A 15,295-nucleotide genomic window follows, 5' to 3' on the forward strand; every position below is an offset into this window, starting at 1 on the left:
GCACATCACCTATTCTCCTTTTATTCCCCATATACTACAGACCCCATATACACTAACCTTCCACCTTGGACCAAAACTTCATCCCTTTCTTCCTCGTATTGGGTATCGTATACAGCAATAACAGCATTGAAGCTCTCTCCTAGTTCTATTCCATAATGGGAAACAAATTGTGAGAGAATGTGCTCTTCGTAAGATATATTTTGTAAAAGCCGTTTTAATGATGAAGTAGCTTCTTCTTTAAACGTTTTTTCTAACAAATCTTCGTCATAATCAGAAAAGTCCATTTTAAAATCTCTCATAAACAAAGACCGGATTCTGTCTCCTTCTTCATTAAATTCAACTTCAATATATTCTTCTAGCTTCTCTTTAGTTGCAAAATGTCCTAACCATAAAGACATTACACCTGGACTTTCCATTTTGAGACCTCCACACTCTTACGTTGTATCACAGTAGGGTTCTTCACAAATCATCTATTCAAGGTAAAAGTTATGTACTATTTTTTATCATAAAGGAAAATTTGGTAATCTTGGATAGGACTAATGTTTTCTTTTTAGTACATTACACATCCTTAGACCTATATAATTCTCCCAATATAAAAAAAGACGGAAACTATACTGTTCCTGTCTCTTCTTTCATTATATTCTCTACTCTTTCCTTACCTAGTCCACCATATTATCAAAGTAATTCGTATCCTTATTCATCTTCTCAAGAAACGCTCCAAAAGAATCCGCTATTTTTGTTCCTAAATAATATACAGGAGATTGCTTCTTATTCCCAAGATCGATTGTTAAATATACCCCTTCATTCACTTCATAAAAAATAAGCTCGTCTTCTTCCTCATATATATCATCTAAATCTGGATCATACTCATAAATTCCTTCTCGAAGCCGAATGTCTGCTACAGAATGAGGATCGAGCATTCTATGGAATGAATTTTTATTATTTATATCTAAAAAACCGTATCCAACTTCCTGATAAAAAGCTCTTAGCTCGGCTGGAAAAGCAAAGCCTAATCGTTCTTCCGCTTCCTTAATATCATTTTCTGTTAGCTTATAAAATTTGTGATTGCCATTTTTTAATATTGAAAAATCAAACATCTTGTCCCTACCTTTATTAAAATACTGCTCTTTCTCACACTTCCATGTTTGAACAATCTCGTAAAGCTCATCATGAGATAAATAAATCGTCGACAACAGTTCTTCATCTTCTATCAGTCCAACAAACATATCGTATATTTCAATGCCATTTGGGGTAATCTCAATCATAGCTTTCTTTGTCCCAATTTGTTCAGCTCTACTTTCCCCATTACGGACAAGATCTATTTTCTCAATAATACCCTCTAACGTTATCTTATATGTATCAATTGTATTTAGGAGCTCTTGCAGTCCGATTAGCCCCGGTTCAATTAAGAAAATGACAAGATTACCGTTGATCTCTTTAATTGTATAATCCATATCACTATAACCTACCTTCTATACTTTCTTATCACTCACTGCTGGGATTTAGATTCATTACTCCAACTCTTGTCTCCCCTTCGTGATGAAACTCCACAACTCCATTTATAGTTAGTGAAAATAGCCACGTATCAAAACTTACCGCTAAAACATCGTCTATCGCATCAAAGATACAAGCTAATTTTGCTTTTACTACTGGCATCATAGCATCATTCCAAATTATGTAGAAATCATTCTCTTCTAGTTCATCACATTGTTCTAGAAAGTCTTCAATGTCTTCTAAATACTCTGCTTGAATATGGTTCTCTACCTTTTCCCACTCAACTCGTGCCCATTGAGTGATAGGAAAACACTGTTCAAACTGTTTAATAACTTTTCTTCCTGCTTCATCCGAGAGTATTTCTATATTTTCTTGACCAAGAGCTTCTATACACTCTTCATATAGGGTTGCCACTGCTTCTTCTCCTTTTTTATTTCTTCAATTTGAAGGCGAAACTAACTCGTCGATATAACCGCTGATTTTTTGGATTAGCCCTACTTCAGCTACTAAATTCAAATTCACCGATCCAGAAATCCACACATGATGGTATTGTTCCTCTGTCCCTTTCATATAAATAGTACCTTTCAATTTTTCATTGCGATAGCTAATTTGCATTTCTTTTATATCAAAGAAATCAGCTTCTACAAAAACAGCATTATAACCGCTCTGCTTCCATTTTAAAGGAGGGTAATCAGCGAACCTTGGCATAGTAAAACCTAGAGATATTCTTCTCCCCTCGTCTTTGATTTCTACATATTCTATACTTATTTGAGAAAGTTCAGGAACTTCTTCATATAAAGTCGTTAAAAACTCACTGTGCTTTAATTCTTTATGCCACATGAATCATTACCTTCCTAGTATAAAACGATATTATACGTTGATTTAAAGTCAGTATTTAATCCCCTATTAATCCAGGAGTAATTTTTTCTACTCTCCCGCAGTCAAACGCGCATGTAATGGTTGCCCCATTATCGCAGGTGATATCCAATATTCCTTCTTCTTCTGTATTCGTAACCTTAAATTGAACGATTGTATTATTAGTTCCATAATCGCTAATTCTCAAGTTTTGTACACCAAAGAAAGACAGTTCCACATATACGACATCCCACTCACTCCATCGTCTAGGTTTGTTTCTTACACTCTCCTTTGTTAATAGCCTTATCGAAAGGGCTGGACCATCCCAATTAAGCTGAACATCCAATACTTCTGAATGAACAAACGTAGGAATCTCCCCAAAAATAGTAGTAAGTGCTTGATGATTTGTGATTCTTTGCAAACTAATCATTTACTCCTCCAATAGCTAGCCTTTTATTTATATGGTAATAATCATTCTCTCCCTTACTCATCAACTAACCTATCATCATAATCCTTTAAGTCCTCTTCTATCTCTTTTAATGTTTCAATATTATTATGTAATTCCTCAAGAGGGATTTGTGCATAGTGAAAAACGTCGCTACTATAAATACCGCTATCAAATATTTGAACTTGGGCTCATAACCCTATCAATTGATCTATTAATTCCTTTAACTGTTCCAATTCCTCAACGTGGTTCCCTCCCACTTTAGCTAATAGCTCTTCATCTACTATTTTATTTTTGATAGCAGTTAACCCTAAGTTTGTATGTTTCCTAATCGGGGCAACATATTTTGAGTTGTACGGAGATATGATTTTAAAAGCAATAGTGCTCATCTTCGTCTCTTCCTTTCATAAGACACGTGTATCTACTTCCACACCTTGTGAAATATTAATAAATACTTCTTCAATGGAAGGATTTTCTTTTTGCAGTTTAAACTTTTGTACTTTCGTTAGACCAGAGTCAAAAGCAATCTGTTGTGAATGAAAATCCAAGTTCATGAGTTTTTTATATAGAGTGTGTAAAAATATTTTCCATTCTTTGTTTTCAGAAGTTAGAACTTCTTTTTCATTTACCAATAAAATATAGCCATCTCCCTCATAAAAAAGCAGTAAACCTGTTCCTAAATCACAATGCTTATTTTCAAGAATAGCGAATGGAATGTTAAAACCGTTATCCCAATTATAATTTGCCGCAAATACATGCAGAGTAAAGGGATCTTGTATGATACTTAATTGAGCAATTACTTTCTCTTCATCCATCTCAGAAAGAAGTTTTTCTAGAAATTTAAAGTCCTTTCCCTGCATAGTAGAGCCTCCTTGTTAATGGATTGTTATTTTCGTAAAGAAAATATTCTTCTCTATTTGTTGTAGATGTTGCAGACAGTGCAATTATAAACTTAGCAATATGAATAGCAAGTTTCACTACAATTCTAGTTACATAAATCCTTTATACTAAAGATGTAAAATGTTAACATTAAAGAAGATTTCATCCTAGTAACTGAAACATATTCTCCAATGAATTTAACTTATACCTTTATCAACAAAATAATCTTTTGTAATAAATAACCCTTTATACTAAAGATGTAACAGAAGATATTTCTGGTTTCAATCATTCTTTAATCTATAAATAAGGAGGAGCAAATCAGTTAGCATTTTGTTAACTATTTTTGCTATTATTTCAATGAAAAAAAGTATACTACCAATCTTTATTATCGTAACCCTTTCTTTCGCTCTCATTTTAGGAATGATGATAGGTGTGCAGTACTTAGCAGGATTGTTTTTAGACTTTCATTTTACAAGATCTTCTGGCCCCATATTAATGGCTGTGGGTGCTTTTATAGGCCTTATCATCCTTATCCCAATTAGCATCCTATTAGAGTCCGTTATTAGAGTAATTCTTGATAACAGTAAATTAGCATTTATTCTTTCTGAAATTCTCCAATTCATTGTGTTCTTTATGTATATGAGATGGAGCTCTAATCACTTTAATATTGCTACATTTAACAATATTTCTTCTGAATTGATCTTTTATATTATTTCCTATCTTTTCTTCTATGGAATGGAGAAGGTTGGACATATAGTAGACAAAGAGGATGAAAAATCACTAAATTCTAATTAAAGTTATTAACAGGAAGCAGGGAGATACATAAGAAAACTAAATTCTACTATTTCATCAAAGAAATTAAATTTCTTCTCCAAATTTTTTTACATATTACCAATACTATAGAAGACGTTCAGGAGATTTTCTCCCTCTTCAGAAAAGATGAAAAACACAGGAGGATTCGCGTACTTCTCTATGGCAACTCAGCAAACACTTTCAATCTGAATGAGGGAGTTTTAAGTTCTGTTCTTTTTCAAAATCCTCTAAATCTTTCACATAGAGCTTTATATATTAATTCTATTTCTACCACAAATACCTTATTATAAAAGCTCCATTTCCAACCTATAAATCACCAATTCACTTTGAATTTCAAACTGATGATGACTTAACACAAAGATGAAGAAATTAGAGTCTCTTTTTACTATTTGACATCTTGCAAATATCATATTTAAATGCGAGTACAACATAAAAGGGTGAATTTGAGGCTGCATTGAAAGATCCTCTTCTCGAACAGAAACAACTACATTCTCTAAGGCTACTACTTCATGAGGATTAGATGTTGACCGTATGATTTTCTCACCATAATTGGGGTTGTATAAAGCATATTCCTTTTCCTCCCGCCCCTTATAAATAATTGAACGATCATTATGGTTATATGTCACAATTTGAAACTCCTTTGTTTCAAACCATAGTTGATAAAAATCAACATAATGTTGTTTAATTTCAGATCTATCTGTGTGCCTAAGAGTATTATTTTCAGTATCGAAAATAAGAAAGTCACCACTAAGTGTGACAAATATCACCTTTTCCCCTTCCCACTCATAAAGTTTCGAGAAATTCGGTAAATCTCTAGCGTGGGTGTATATCTTAACTTTAAAAGAGTTCAACTCAATATGTATCAATGCATTATTGTAAGAATCATACAAAATTAGCTCATTTGTTTTTAAATTTTTATAAGAAGAATATATCTCCATATTATCAACCATGGGGATTTCTTTTAATAGATTCAGATTGTGATCAAACACCATTATTCCCTCATTATGGTGGTTCACTACAATTTTTTCTTGGAAAACATCGATATAGTAAATATCCTCATCGAAAGTATGCTTTCTTATTTCACTTATGTTCATTCTGTTTCTCCCATTTATTCAAAATCACCAAACATAAGATTATCGATTCTCTCTCGATCCTTTTCAATGCCTTCTATTGATCCTATTAAATTTTTGACCATTTCAATCGAGAGACTTCTGCCATCTTCATAGATTTCTAGAGTCGCTCCCATTGAAAGCAGTTTTTCGTAACATTGCACTAAAAACATTAATTCATCTCTATCGTAATAATCGCATTGGATTACAGGCTTTCCTAGGCTTATATATTGTTTAATTTCCATTATTGATTTAGTTGTTTTCTTTCTTAAGAATCGAATGTATGTATTTACGTTTGAATCATGACAAACTACTAGATCGATTGTTGTAATGGCAATCAGCCCTTTCTATCTGATTGATTTCTTTTATAACTCGAATGAGGTATCCTTTACTTCTTGCACCATCCCTTATCATTAAAATACTTTTAATTTATACACTAATCCCCTATGCATTTCTCAAATTCCTCCAACATTGATTCGCTTAGGATTCATTACATGTAAATTCGAGACTTGGCTTCTCAACTTCTCTAAAAGATACCCTTCCCCTTTTTCCACCGCAAGCTGGCGTTCTTCTTCATAAAGCGGGATAAGATAGTAGAAGTTAATCTCCTTATAACCTGGTTTAAAGTTTGATAAAGAGCGGTCTTCTGGTCGAAGAACAAGTAAACTAGAAAACGGAACATTCTCTGAAAAAGTGATAGGTGGCTCACCATTTGGGATAATGACTCCTTCTTCAATCCAGCCATCATATAAAAAGGGTAAATGGGCAATTTGGCGAATCCAATCTATTGGCCAGCGATACTGATCTTCTGCTAATTTTTCTTTGCTTGTTGGCCATGTAGAAGGTAGGGCAAACATAAGCTCTGCATGCTCTAATTCATACTCAATTACGTCTTCTCCCATTGGTTGATCACTCATTCCTGTTGTTACTAATGTAACCTCTTGATGCTCTAAAGTTGGTGAGATAATATGCACTTGAATTGAAACTTCACTTACTGGTACAACTTCACTTATGGTATCTCCAATAGTCCCAATTTGTTGTTCAATATGGCGAAGTAAGAAGACTTCATCTGGGAGTTGTCGTTCTTCTTCATATGGATCAATAGGGTCCGTGGCACCTTGCTTGTAGAGATAGTCTGCAATCTCAGGATATCCTTCCATTTGTGCTTTTTTGACGGCATTGACAACCATGGTGTCTTTTCCTTCTCCTATTTCATAAGAAGCATGTATGTTAGCTCCTCTATCGACAAACAATTTTACCATCTCTAAGTCTCCCCACGCTGCTGCTTTAATCAAAGGAGTTGATTGAGAATATTTAGATTTATGGCCAGCGTTTATATCAGCTCCTTGATCGAGCAACCAATTCACTACCTCATATGCTCGGCTCATTGCTGCATAATGTAATGGAGTCTCCCATATTAATCCCTCATGATTTAATGTGCAATCAAGTGGCAATCCCTTCTCTACTAAATATTCTAAAATATCTATATGATTATATTGTGCTGCTACATGAATTAATGTTTCACCAGAAGGATGATTAGAGGCATGAAGAGCTTTCGGATATTCTTCAATAAGTCGAATGACTTCATTTAAATTCCCTTCCCTAACGCTACCAAATACTGCTCGTTTTAAGACGGCCCATCTCATTTCCGACTTTCAGCTCCTTTTCTATTATTTCTCAAAACTATTTAACTCAACTCTATAGATTCTTATTTTCACTCTAGTAAACAAGCAAATTCCCTCTCGGATATTTTCCATTCCAACCACAAGGCAAATGACCAGTAGCATAAACCTCATACAACATATTGTAAAATTTTGATTCATAGTATTCTCTATAACTTAAAACCATGAGTATATTTACAGCATCGTATTCAACATTGTGAAGGATATTTAACGGCAAGTTATGTTTTACAATGTTAGCCATTGCTTTTACATGCACGTCTGGTAAAATATTATGTTTGATTTCCATTACAAGTGTATTCCAATATCCATTGAAAACATCAGAATGATTTTTAGCGAGAAATCCTGTTAGATTATTAACTTCTTCTAAGCGAACATTTTCCCATTTCACTGAATCAATACTCTTTTTTACCGCCTTTTGATTACCTAGAGTAGAAAAGGGCAAATGCTTAGGTAGGCTTCCTTCTCTACCACAATTTGATAACCAATCTATCTGTAACACTTTATGAATTACTTCTTCGTTTAACTTCATTGTTTCTTCCTCATACCTCCAACCCTATAATTTGTTTTAAAATAATGCAGGCTTATAGCTGTTCTACACTTCTTTTTTTATGTTTCAATAAGCATTCTTCTAGCTAACACCCATCCATTCATTCCATATGAAGCTTGTAGTTTATAATAGCGATAACTATTATCTTTTATATAATTAACTCCGCTATATCTTCATAATCCATTGGCCAACTATAGCCTTTTCTCACAGCCAACAAACCCTTATTTTCTACAAGAAAAGAGTCAATCATTTCATCTACTATATCTAATAAAGTGCTATTAGGGAGCTCGTCTTCAAAATGATAAGCAAAGAGATCTTGGAACAGGATCTTTGCCCGCTTTCCTTGTTCATTGACTATATGTATCTCTATTTTTGACTGCTGAAAATCTACTTGATAATTTAAAATTTGGTTGTCATGGATGTTGTGCATCTGCTCTTACTCCTTTTATCCAAAAGCTGCTTAGCTTCTTTAAATTTACATTTGTTCTAAAACTACACAAAGATATCATAACTCCATTATTCATCTCTAAATTTCAAATTCATAATCAATTCTTCTAAACTATTTGATACTAATTGATACTCCTTCAATTCAACATCCTCAATGTCATTCTAAATGTGGGTAAAAACAACGCCCATTCGGATCAATAATATATTTAACAACTCTTCTTTATCTGAAACAACGATTGTATATTCCTTCTCTACACATAATTCATGTGGTTTTATGCTTACAGTAACTAACCATATAGGTCCGTTTACACTATCAAATTCATCATGAAATGTAATCGTATGTTCTATTTCCTCTAAAATATTTCCTGATAAGTTATATTTATTTTTATAATTTTCCGCAATACTTAAAGCGCTATCACGTGTTAAATGAGTATTCATGAATAGCTCCCTCACACTTTAGACTATTTCATTAACCGCCTTTCTGTGCTTCACTCCTCTATCTGTTTTAAATCACAACATCTTGATACCCTACTTCTGCTACTTTTTCATCTAATAGCCTGACACCTAATCCATTTTCATCATCCCATGTACAATGAAAAGAAAGTCCAATGTCTCGTCCTTCAAAAATATCACCATACGGAACAATTATTCCATCTAAGTTAATCATTTTTAAGACTTCGTCCGTTGTTTCAACTAATGGATAATCTTCATTTGGTTCTATATCATAGCCAAGTTCATGCCGCTTCTTCTGGTAGTAGGCTAGTATATGATACAAAAGACTTTTCTGTACTTGTTCCCATTTTTGCATAAACAAAGTGTATGCATCATATTGCTCTTGATCGAATAAGCCAGCTTCATCACCTTCAACTATTAAATCTATTTTAAGTTCATTTCCAAGAAAGTTAATAGTCGTATAGTTCGTCCACCCACATTCATGATAAAGGGTACCAAAAATCTTATCGTTTATGATCATTGCAAACCTCCTTTTAATGAATATAAAAGCTAGGTTAATATCACCTTTACTCCAAATAATTTTAAAATCTTCTAACACTACCTTTATTTCGACAAGTCATATTCTAAATACTCCTCATCCCATAAGAGGACATGATCATCGATATGTACATGCCATTCTGCATCCGAAATCACACAGCGTATTTGTGAGAGCAATGCAGACCAATGTTGAACACCTTCCCACATAGCCTCTTCACTGTTATCAGGGAGCTGAGTGGAACCTTCAAAAATAACGTTCTCTTCCGTTGGATTTTCCGGCTCATAAACATAAAAGCTTGTCCAATTATATCCTTCACCTGTACTGATATATTTTTCAATTTCCTGATCAACCGAGTAATCCAAAATTAATTTATGGATAGCTTCTTGCTCATCGTCTGTGAGTTTTTGTTTACGTTGTGCAGTGTAATAAATGGATACACCCATTTTGTAACCTCCTTTTTAGAGAAACTCTGTATTCTAGTCTCTTATATACAAGATACTACTTTTTCAACCTTAAGTTCCTTATTAATTCTTCAATATTGCTTGCAATATTGGAGAATGTCCCTCGCTCATAGTCTTCTAATTGAACAATTCCACTGCTATTTTCAATTACAATGATTAATCCATTTCCCTCAATTCCAATCGGGACTTTCTCTAGACAACCTTCATGATTTTTCTTATATCCTTTCACAGACTCTCTAAAGGAAACCATTTCAGCATCTGGAAGCACTGATTCTAAGCAAATATAGTAATCTTTGAAAAAACCATCTAAGTCCGCAAACCAATAGGAATTAAAATACTCAACAAGTGATGGATGAAACTTTATATTCAATTCATCTTCTAATTTCTTAAAGTCTTGTATAACAGTCATTTCTACAGGAAGCCATGAAATATAGCCTTCATCGTCTATTTCACCTTCATAAATGATTAAATCGTTATTCGTAACAGGTGTTTTCCATAAAAAGTCCAAACCTTTATCAGCTGCTTCTTTTCTCATTTTGAAATATGTCTTCATCGCTTCTTTTGTTGACAAAGTTATCATCCTTTACTAGAACCAAGTCTAACGGCTTATAGCCAATCAGAATCCTCATATTTTTTATTTTTACAATAGCCCCCATGTGCTAAATTCATAAAAGTATTCCGTTCGTTCTATACACAAACCAAAACTGAAGTCTTCTGCAACTAGTATGAAATCTCCATATCCAGCTAAAAACTTTGTTGACTCAAGAATCATATGTAAGTTACTAAATACTTCATTCATATTAATCAGTACTGCTTCTATTTCATCTTCTCTAAAAAATAAGAGCCTGCCTCTTTTTGGAGTCACTCTAATAGTATGAATAGTTTCATTTAACAAGTCGATTGATTTTTGAATGTTTTCTTTATAGTCGTCTCCTTGCAATTGGGTTTTATTTTTCTTTGTATTAAGCAAAGAAAATACTTTCTTACAAAAGGCATCATTATATTCTACATTCAAAAAAGGTTCCTCCGTAAATGTTATGTAGTTCAACTCTTGGAGTAAATTCTTCCGTCTACTTTTTCTTTTCAGCAACTCCATTTTTATTGTTTTTCCCTCACTCAAACTAATCACCTTTCTAATGGTTGCCTTGACTAACCTAAAGAATCTTTCATGATACAATATTATAAGCCAAGCTATTCAAACAAAGCTTCAATCTCATCAAACCAAAAACATCCTTCTTCCATACACTTATCATCAATTCTTTCTAATTCTTTTTTCAACCACTCCATTACCAGATCTGGTATATCATTATCAACAAAAGCATCCTCACCATTTACATCTATCGCCTTACCAATCATTTCTGAATAGATTAGTAAACATTCCGCAAACTGAGGTATAGAACGATTGATTAATACTTCTTTATAATTATCACTACCATCAAGAAATACAACATCTTCTTGCCCTTCCGTTATACATATTGGATTCCCTGAACCAGTTGATCCTAGAAACCAATATCTCTGCAACTCTTTTGGCATATTAAATATTGCTGTAATAGGCTTTACTGTCTTCTCCAACTCTAAATATGGAGGAGGAAATGTAGGTAAGCCAGCTTTACACAAAAACTGTTTTAACTCGTTTGAAAAATCCGTGTTCCTTAAACTTTTATCATTAAATTTAATAAGAGGGCCATTTTTGTTAGCATTCCAGCGCTTTTTAAATTCCTCTGGCAGTAGCATCTTTTTACTCTCCTTCAAAATAGATAAAATAGGAATCTATTTTTCCCTTTCTTCTATCTTAATTTTCCTTAGTCGTTTTGAAATTAGAAAAATCTCTCACCTTATTATTCCTGTATGTACTTACAGCTTTATCATACTCGCATAATTTAAATTCTTCTTTACAGTTCCGCTCATATTTGCGTTTTCACTCTTAATCTCATGTATCGTTTTATCTCCGTTAGCATGTCTCTTTCATATCCTCATTCATGAAATTTAATATCATAAACTCTCATTTTAGAGATACATCAATATTTCGTTCCCTGTTCTTCAATGCATCCTTTATTTTATGAGTCTTCACATATGTATTGTTAATATGCTTGTTCAAAGTATAAAAAAGATTAGGATATCTATCCCAATCTTGACAGCTCTTTTTATTTAACTTTTCTTCGTTAGCCTATTAATTAACTAAATTGATGTAGCCCTTGTGATAAAGAATCACTTGCTTTACTTCTAATGCCTTGTCAATTATATTACTTTGAAGACTTATTTAAAATTTCATCTATATCTGTTATACACTCGTCAACTAAATCATAAAAGCCAATATGAACGTCATTTTCATATATCCAGAAAAGATCTGTGCCGTAAGGAGCTTCAAAAATTTCTAGTACTTGGGGTGCTATCCTATACATTGATTCTGCATTAATAATAGAAAAGTTTTCGGGATTGTTCATATACTCATCATCGTCTTTCTCTGATAAAACATTCCAACCGTTTAATTGAGGAATGGAGCTTTCTTCTCTAAAACTATATTGAATAGGTACACCATTTAGTACATTCCGTGAAACTATAAAACCGCCATATGCATCATTTATATTTGACATTCTCATACTCCTTTACAATAATAATAAAAAAGTTTTACTTTTTCTAATATTGACACTAATATCCCCTCTTACCTATTCATCAAAGTTTTTTATCCCATCAGTTTGAACAATTTAAGCACATGTTCCAATAAGCCCTTCATATCCTTTTTTGAAATCTTCCTTATAACAATTTTTATTAATTTTTGTGCATTTTTATAGTGTTGTGAAAATCCACCATAACTTAGAAAACAATTGTTCTTGTTTTCTAAGTTATGGTTTTAAATTCAAGCAGATCCTTAACAGTCGACCATTTAAAGATGATTACTTTTCACCTCTTCAAACCACTCACCAGCAATATGGTGGGCCGTCTTAATATCATCATTCGTATAAACTAAATCGTACTTGTATTGGGCTTGAAACTCCCCATCCTTAACGTCGTATACCAATTTCATCTCTGTTGGCATAGCTCTTTTATATTCTTTGCATAATGCTCTAATTTTTCTAATATCGCCATTGATAATATCTAATACCATAAACCCTCGTTTTGGAGAAACATCAATAGTTTGATCCCCATCCTCCAGTGCATCATTCACTTTATGAGCTTCTACATATGTATTATTAATAGAATAAAAGAAACTGCTTGATAACACACCTTCTTCACATGAAGCATACACATACACTTTATCCGCTCGATTTTCAACGAATTCCATACATATAGAAATCATATCCGATTGTAGTTCACTAAACCCATCCTCAAATTCTTTCATATTACTTATTCGCTCCTTTTGTAAATTATCAAACTCTACATATTTCAGCTTACCATTAATAGTGTAATTAACTATAAATTTGTCTGGGTGCAGGTTCTCCCGAGAGTAAATTATCTCAACATAAACTGTTACTTCTTTTGGTGATTTTTCTTTAGATATTAAAGCAGTCTTTACTACTTCCTACTATTAATTTACTTAAGGTTTAGAGCTTTAAAAATGCAAATCCTTTACTATTTATCATTAAAATGCACTAAATCATATGGATAATAACGAACACCTTGGAGAACATCGTCACTTAATCCTAAAATCTTCACAATTGCCCCACTTTCAAAACTCCAATAACCGCTGTATAAATACTCATCCTCTGCTTTATGAGTATCATACCAGTCCATATCGTCATGACCCTTATACCATTGCTTATTTAGATAATTTTCTAACAATTTAATAGCCGTCTCTTTATTATCTTCATTAAGAATTTTTTCTAGAAACCCATATGGTTCTTTCCATTTAAAATGACTTGTTGCTATCTTATGGTCATCGTCATAGGAACAAATTAGAAAATCTATCAAATAGTCTTTCACACCACTCTTCTTCACTAGTCGTGTTAACCGATCCATCTCTTCTCTTTTAACTTCTAACATAATTCCTATTGATAACATCCATATCATCTCAACATATCCACTATCAATATCCCAACTTTTCTCCATTATATTTAAAACGTTAGGAATATAGCTTTTTATTTCTCCTAAAGAACAGCCCGCAGAGTACATTGCTTTTAACCTATTGAAATACATTCCATATATATAATTATAGGCAGTCTTTGCCCCTGGATCATCCTCTCCTCTTTCTTGTATAACTTGATGAATAAGGGTTCCAAACTTTGCAATCCTTCTGTCTTCATCTTTAATGAGATAGACAAAATACTCTTTATCCCTAGTTATATCTCTAGACAAACAAAGCCCCCCTAACTTTTTCTATATTTTATTCTCTGCTTTATCTAGATATCTTTCGGTTATAGTTCCTAAATTATCTATGATCATATTTATCTCTTGATTATATCTTTATCCCTCATGGCTCATGATGATACAAGCATTATGGAGCGTTTAAAAGTCTTTTTAGAATTCCTATAGATAAGTGTACTAATCAATCATATTTAAAAATTCATCAAACGTATCTGCTACATGATAGCTTACTGGTTCAAATTCAGCAGAATTCTCATGCTCCCATACACACACTTTAGGTTCACTTCTTGATTCTCTAAAGTCTAAACATAGAAAATCACCAGCGAATAAAACAGCAATTGGTAATAAGACTACCCCTAATAAATCTCCATCGTCTGTAAGTCTCTCATCCAGTTGAGTCCATATTACCTCAATATCAAACATCCCCATTTCAGTGTTTGCTGGTGCTTCAAGAATACATAAAAATCTATTTATTGCATAACTATGGTTGTTACATATAAAAGACTGCTTTTGTGGAGATCCACCATTATTAACTTTTATGAAGTTTTTATAGTCTATTGGTAGTTCGACTCTCCAAAGTTCCTCTTTCTTAGCTATTAAACTATCAGATGGTAAAGGGAAAATTACTGATTCTTTTTTTACTTCCATTAGAAACACTCCTTTTTCTAACTATCAGGGAGTAACTGCCCACATTCCTTTAGGAATTCCATAAGGAACTAGTTGTATTTCCCCTAGTATTCTAATATAACGCCACGTATAAGAGCCATTTTCCCTAACACGAAAACCAAATTTTCTTATAAAATGACAAGAAGGCAGATTACCTGTTTATCTACCTTCTACATCATTAGCTTTTAAAAAACTTCAGATATTTAATAGCCTTCGGGCTTCCAAAACATCTTCCTTCTGATTTTCTATTAGCAATACTAAAAAACTCTTTTGCCACCTCTAAATCACCTAATTCAAAAGCAACTTTTCCTGAAGTAAACTCCTTTTCACCTGAATCTATACGATTGAATCCAGTTAAAAAGATTCTATCTGCCCACTCCTTCGCTTTTTCAAAATCTTTCGTTATAAAATAAGTGTCGATGATATCCTTTACTAAGCCATAACTTTGTACACTATAAATCCCTTTAGGTTCAGGGATTAAATCCCAAGCCTCTTCTAATAACGAAATAGATTCCTTATGGTTACCATTCTCAAATTGTTCGTCACTTTGAGCCACAAGACTTTCAAATTTTTCTTTTACTGGGGATTGTAAAACAGCCATCCT

At 33.1% G+C, this 15,295-nt stretch carries 24 protein-coding genes; 1 reads left to right on the top strand and 23 read right to left on the bottom strand.

The window, feature by feature from the left end; translation table 11 throughout:
- Nucleotides 1-20: 20 nt before the first annotated feature.
- From MOC86_RS09665 to MOC86_RS09695, 7 genes are all read right to left on the bottom strand, one after another.
- Complete coding sequence (locus MOC86_RS09665; RefSeq protein ID WP_268583971.1) at nucleotides 21-416, bottom strand: immunity 22 family protein; 396 nt, start codon at nucleotides 414-416, stop codon at nucleotides 21-23.
- Nucleotides 417-659: 243 nt separating this feature from the next.
- Nucleotides 660-1,454, bottom strand: a complete 795-nt coding sequence (locus MOC86_RS27475; protein WP_419146621.1) for an SMI1/KNR4 family protein — start codon at nucleotides 1,452-1,454, stop codon at nucleotides 660-662.
- A 31-nt stretch (nucleotides 1,455-1,485) separates the two neighbouring features.
- Complete coding sequence (locus tag MOC86_RS09675; RefSeq protein ID WP_268583972.1) at nucleotides 1,486-1,908, bottom strand: hypothetical protein; 423 nt, start codon at nucleotides 1,906-1,908, stop codon at nucleotides 1,486-1,488.
- 24 nt (nucleotides 1,909-1,932) lie between these two features.
- Entirely contained in the window at nucleotides 1,933-2,334 is a 402-nt protein-coding gene (locus tag MOC86_RS09680; protein ID WP_268583973.1) for an Imm50 family immunity protein, read from the bottom strand.
- Nucleotides 2,335-2,389: 55 nt separating this feature from the next.
- Nucleotides 2,390-2,779 carry an immunity 50 family protein gene (locus tag MOC86_RS09685; protein WP_268583975.1) on the bottom strand — a complete coding sequence of 130 codons (390 nt, stop codon included), beginning with the start codon at nucleotides 2,777-2,779 and terminating at the stop codon, nucleotides 2,390-2,392.
- 206 nt (nucleotides 2,780-2,985) lie between these two features.
- Nucleotides 2,986-3,183 (bottom strand): hypothetical protein, encoded by a 198-nt coding sequence (locus MOC86_RS09690; protein ID WP_268583977.1) that lies wholly within the window; start codon nucleotides 3,181-3,183, stop codon nucleotides 2,986-2,988.
- Nucleotides 3,184-3,198: 15 nt separating this feature from the next.
- Entirely contained in the window at nucleotides 3,199-3,654 is a 456-nt protein-coding gene (locus MOC86_RS09695; RefSeq protein WP_268583978.1) for a DUF4274 domain-containing protein, read from the bottom strand.
- A gap of 349 nt (nucleotides 3,655-4,003) precedes the next feature.
- Here MOC86_RS09695 and MOC86_RS09700 point away from each other — a divergent pair, with 349 nt between their 5' ends.
- A complete protein-coding gene (locus MOC86_RS09700; RefSeq protein ID WP_268583980.1) occupies nucleotides 4,004-4,468 on the top strand; it encodes a hypothetical protein in 465 nt (154 codons plus the stop codon).
- 302 nt (nucleotides 4,469-4,770) lie between these two features.
- Here MOC86_RS09700 and MOC86_RS09705 read toward each other — a convergent pair whose 3' ends face one another.
- From MOC86_RS09705 to MOC86_RS09780, 16 genes are all read right to left on the bottom strand, one after another.
- A complete protein-coding gene (locus MOC86_RS09705; protein ID WP_268583981.1) occupies nucleotides 4,771-5,580 on the bottom strand; it encodes a hypothetical protein in 810 nt (269 codons plus the stop codon).
- A gap of 14 nt (nucleotides 5,581-5,594) precedes the next feature.
- Nucleotides 5,595-5,840 carry a hypothetical protein gene (locus MOC86_RS09710; protein WP_268583982.1) on the bottom strand — a complete coding sequence of 82 codons (246 nt, stop codon included), beginning with the start codon at nucleotides 5,838-5,840 and terminating at the stop codon, nucleotides 5,595-5,597.
- Nucleotides 5,841-6,050: 210 nt separating this feature from the next.
- On the bottom strand, nucleotides 6,051-7,241 hold the full coding sequence (locus tag MOC86_RS09715; RefSeq protein ID WP_268583983.1) for a suppressor of fused domain protein: 1,191 nt from the start codon (nucleotides 7,239-7,241) through the stop codon (nucleotides 6,051-6,053).
- 73 nt (nucleotides 7,242-7,314) lie between these two features.
- The gene (locus MOC86_RS09720) at nucleotides 7,315-7,806 is read right to left on the bottom strand and encodes a hypothetical protein (protein ID WP_268583985.1); all 492 of its coding nucleotides are present in this window, start codon (nucleotides 7,804-7,806) and stop codon (nucleotides 7,315-7,317) included.
- Between the two features lie 166 nt (nucleotides 7,807-7,972).
- Entirely contained in the window at nucleotides 7,973-8,254 is a 282-nt protein-coding gene (locus MOC86_RS09725) for a hypothetical protein (protein ID WP_268583987.1), read from the bottom strand.
- 179 nt (nucleotides 8,255-8,433) lie between these two features.
- Nucleotides 8,434-8,709 (bottom strand): hypothetical protein, encoded by a 276-nt coding sequence (locus MOC86_RS09730; protein ID WP_268583989.1) that lies wholly within the window; start codon nucleotides 8,707-8,709, stop codon nucleotides 8,434-8,436.
- A gap of 67 nt (nucleotides 8,710-8,776) precedes the next feature.
- Nucleotides 8,777-9,244, bottom strand: coding sequence for a DUF6985 domain-containing protein (locus MOC86_RS09735; protein WP_268583990.1), 468 nt, complete (start codon nucleotides 9,242-9,244; stop codon nucleotides 8,777-8,779).
- Nucleotides 9,245-9,327: 83 nt separating this feature from the next.
- Entirely contained in the window at nucleotides 9,328-9,705 is a 378-nt protein-coding gene (locus MOC86_RS09740; protein ID WP_268583992.1) for a hypothetical protein, read from the bottom strand.
- A gap of 55 nt (nucleotides 9,706-9,760) precedes the next feature.
- On the bottom strand, nucleotides 9,761-10,276 hold the full coding sequence (locus MOC86_RS09745; protein ID WP_268584098.1) for a SecY-interacting protein Syd: 516 nt from the start codon (nucleotides 10,274-10,276) through the stop codon (nucleotides 9,761-9,763).
- 87 nt (nucleotides 10,277-10,363) lie between these two features.
- On the bottom strand, nucleotides 10,364-10,852 hold the full coding sequence (locus MOC86_RS09750) for a YxiF family protein (RefSeq protein ID WP_326847716.1): 489 nt from the start codon (nucleotides 10,850-10,852) through the stop codon (nucleotides 10,364-10,366).
- 62 nt (nucleotides 10,853-10,914) lie between these two features.
- Complete coding sequence (locus MOC86_RS09755) at nucleotides 10,915-11,457, bottom strand: SUKH-4 family immunity protein (protein ID WP_268583994.1); 543 nt, start codon at nucleotides 11,455-11,457, stop codon at nucleotides 10,915-10,917.
- Between the two features lie 509 nt (nucleotides 11,458-11,966).
- Nucleotides 11,967-12,317: a DUF2185 domain-containing protein gene (locus MOC86_RS09760; RefSeq protein ID WP_268583996.1), complete on the bottom strand. Its 351-nt coding sequence runs from the start codon at nucleotides 12,315-12,317 to the stop codon at nucleotides 11,967-11,969.
- A gap of 290 nt (nucleotides 12,318-12,607) precedes the next feature.
- Nucleotides 12,608-13,063: an immunity protein YezG family protein gene (locus MOC86_RS09765; protein ID WP_268583997.1), complete on the bottom strand. Its 456-nt coding sequence runs from the start codon at nucleotides 13,061-13,063 to the stop codon at nucleotides 12,608-12,610.
- A gap of 230 nt (nucleotides 13,064-13,293) precedes the next feature.
- On the bottom strand, nucleotides 13,294-14,016 hold the full coding sequence (locus MOC86_RS09770; protein ID WP_268583998.1) for a PoNe immunity protein domain-containing protein: 723 nt from the start codon (nucleotides 14,014-14,016) through the stop codon (nucleotides 13,294-13,296).
- Nucleotides 14,017-14,202: 186 nt separating this feature from the next.
- Nucleotides 14,203-14,673, bottom strand: coding sequence for an SMI1/KNR4 family protein (locus MOC86_RS09775; protein WP_268583999.1), 471 nt, complete (start codon nucleotides 14,671-14,673; stop codon nucleotides 14,203-14,205).
- Nucleotides 14,674-14,869: 196 nt separating this feature from the next.
- Nucleotides 14,870-15,292, bottom strand: a complete 423-nt coding sequence (locus MOC86_RS09780) for a hypothetical protein (protein WP_268584000.1) — start codon at nucleotides 15,290-15,292, stop codon at nucleotides 14,870-14,872.
- Nucleotides 15,293-15,295 lie beyond the last annotated feature (3 nt).

The sequence above is a fragment of the Priestia endophytica genome, assembly GCF_026790145.1.
Classification (GTDB): Bacteria; Bacillota; Bacilli; order Bacillales; family Bacillaceae_H; genus Bacillus_I; species Bacillus_I endophytica_A.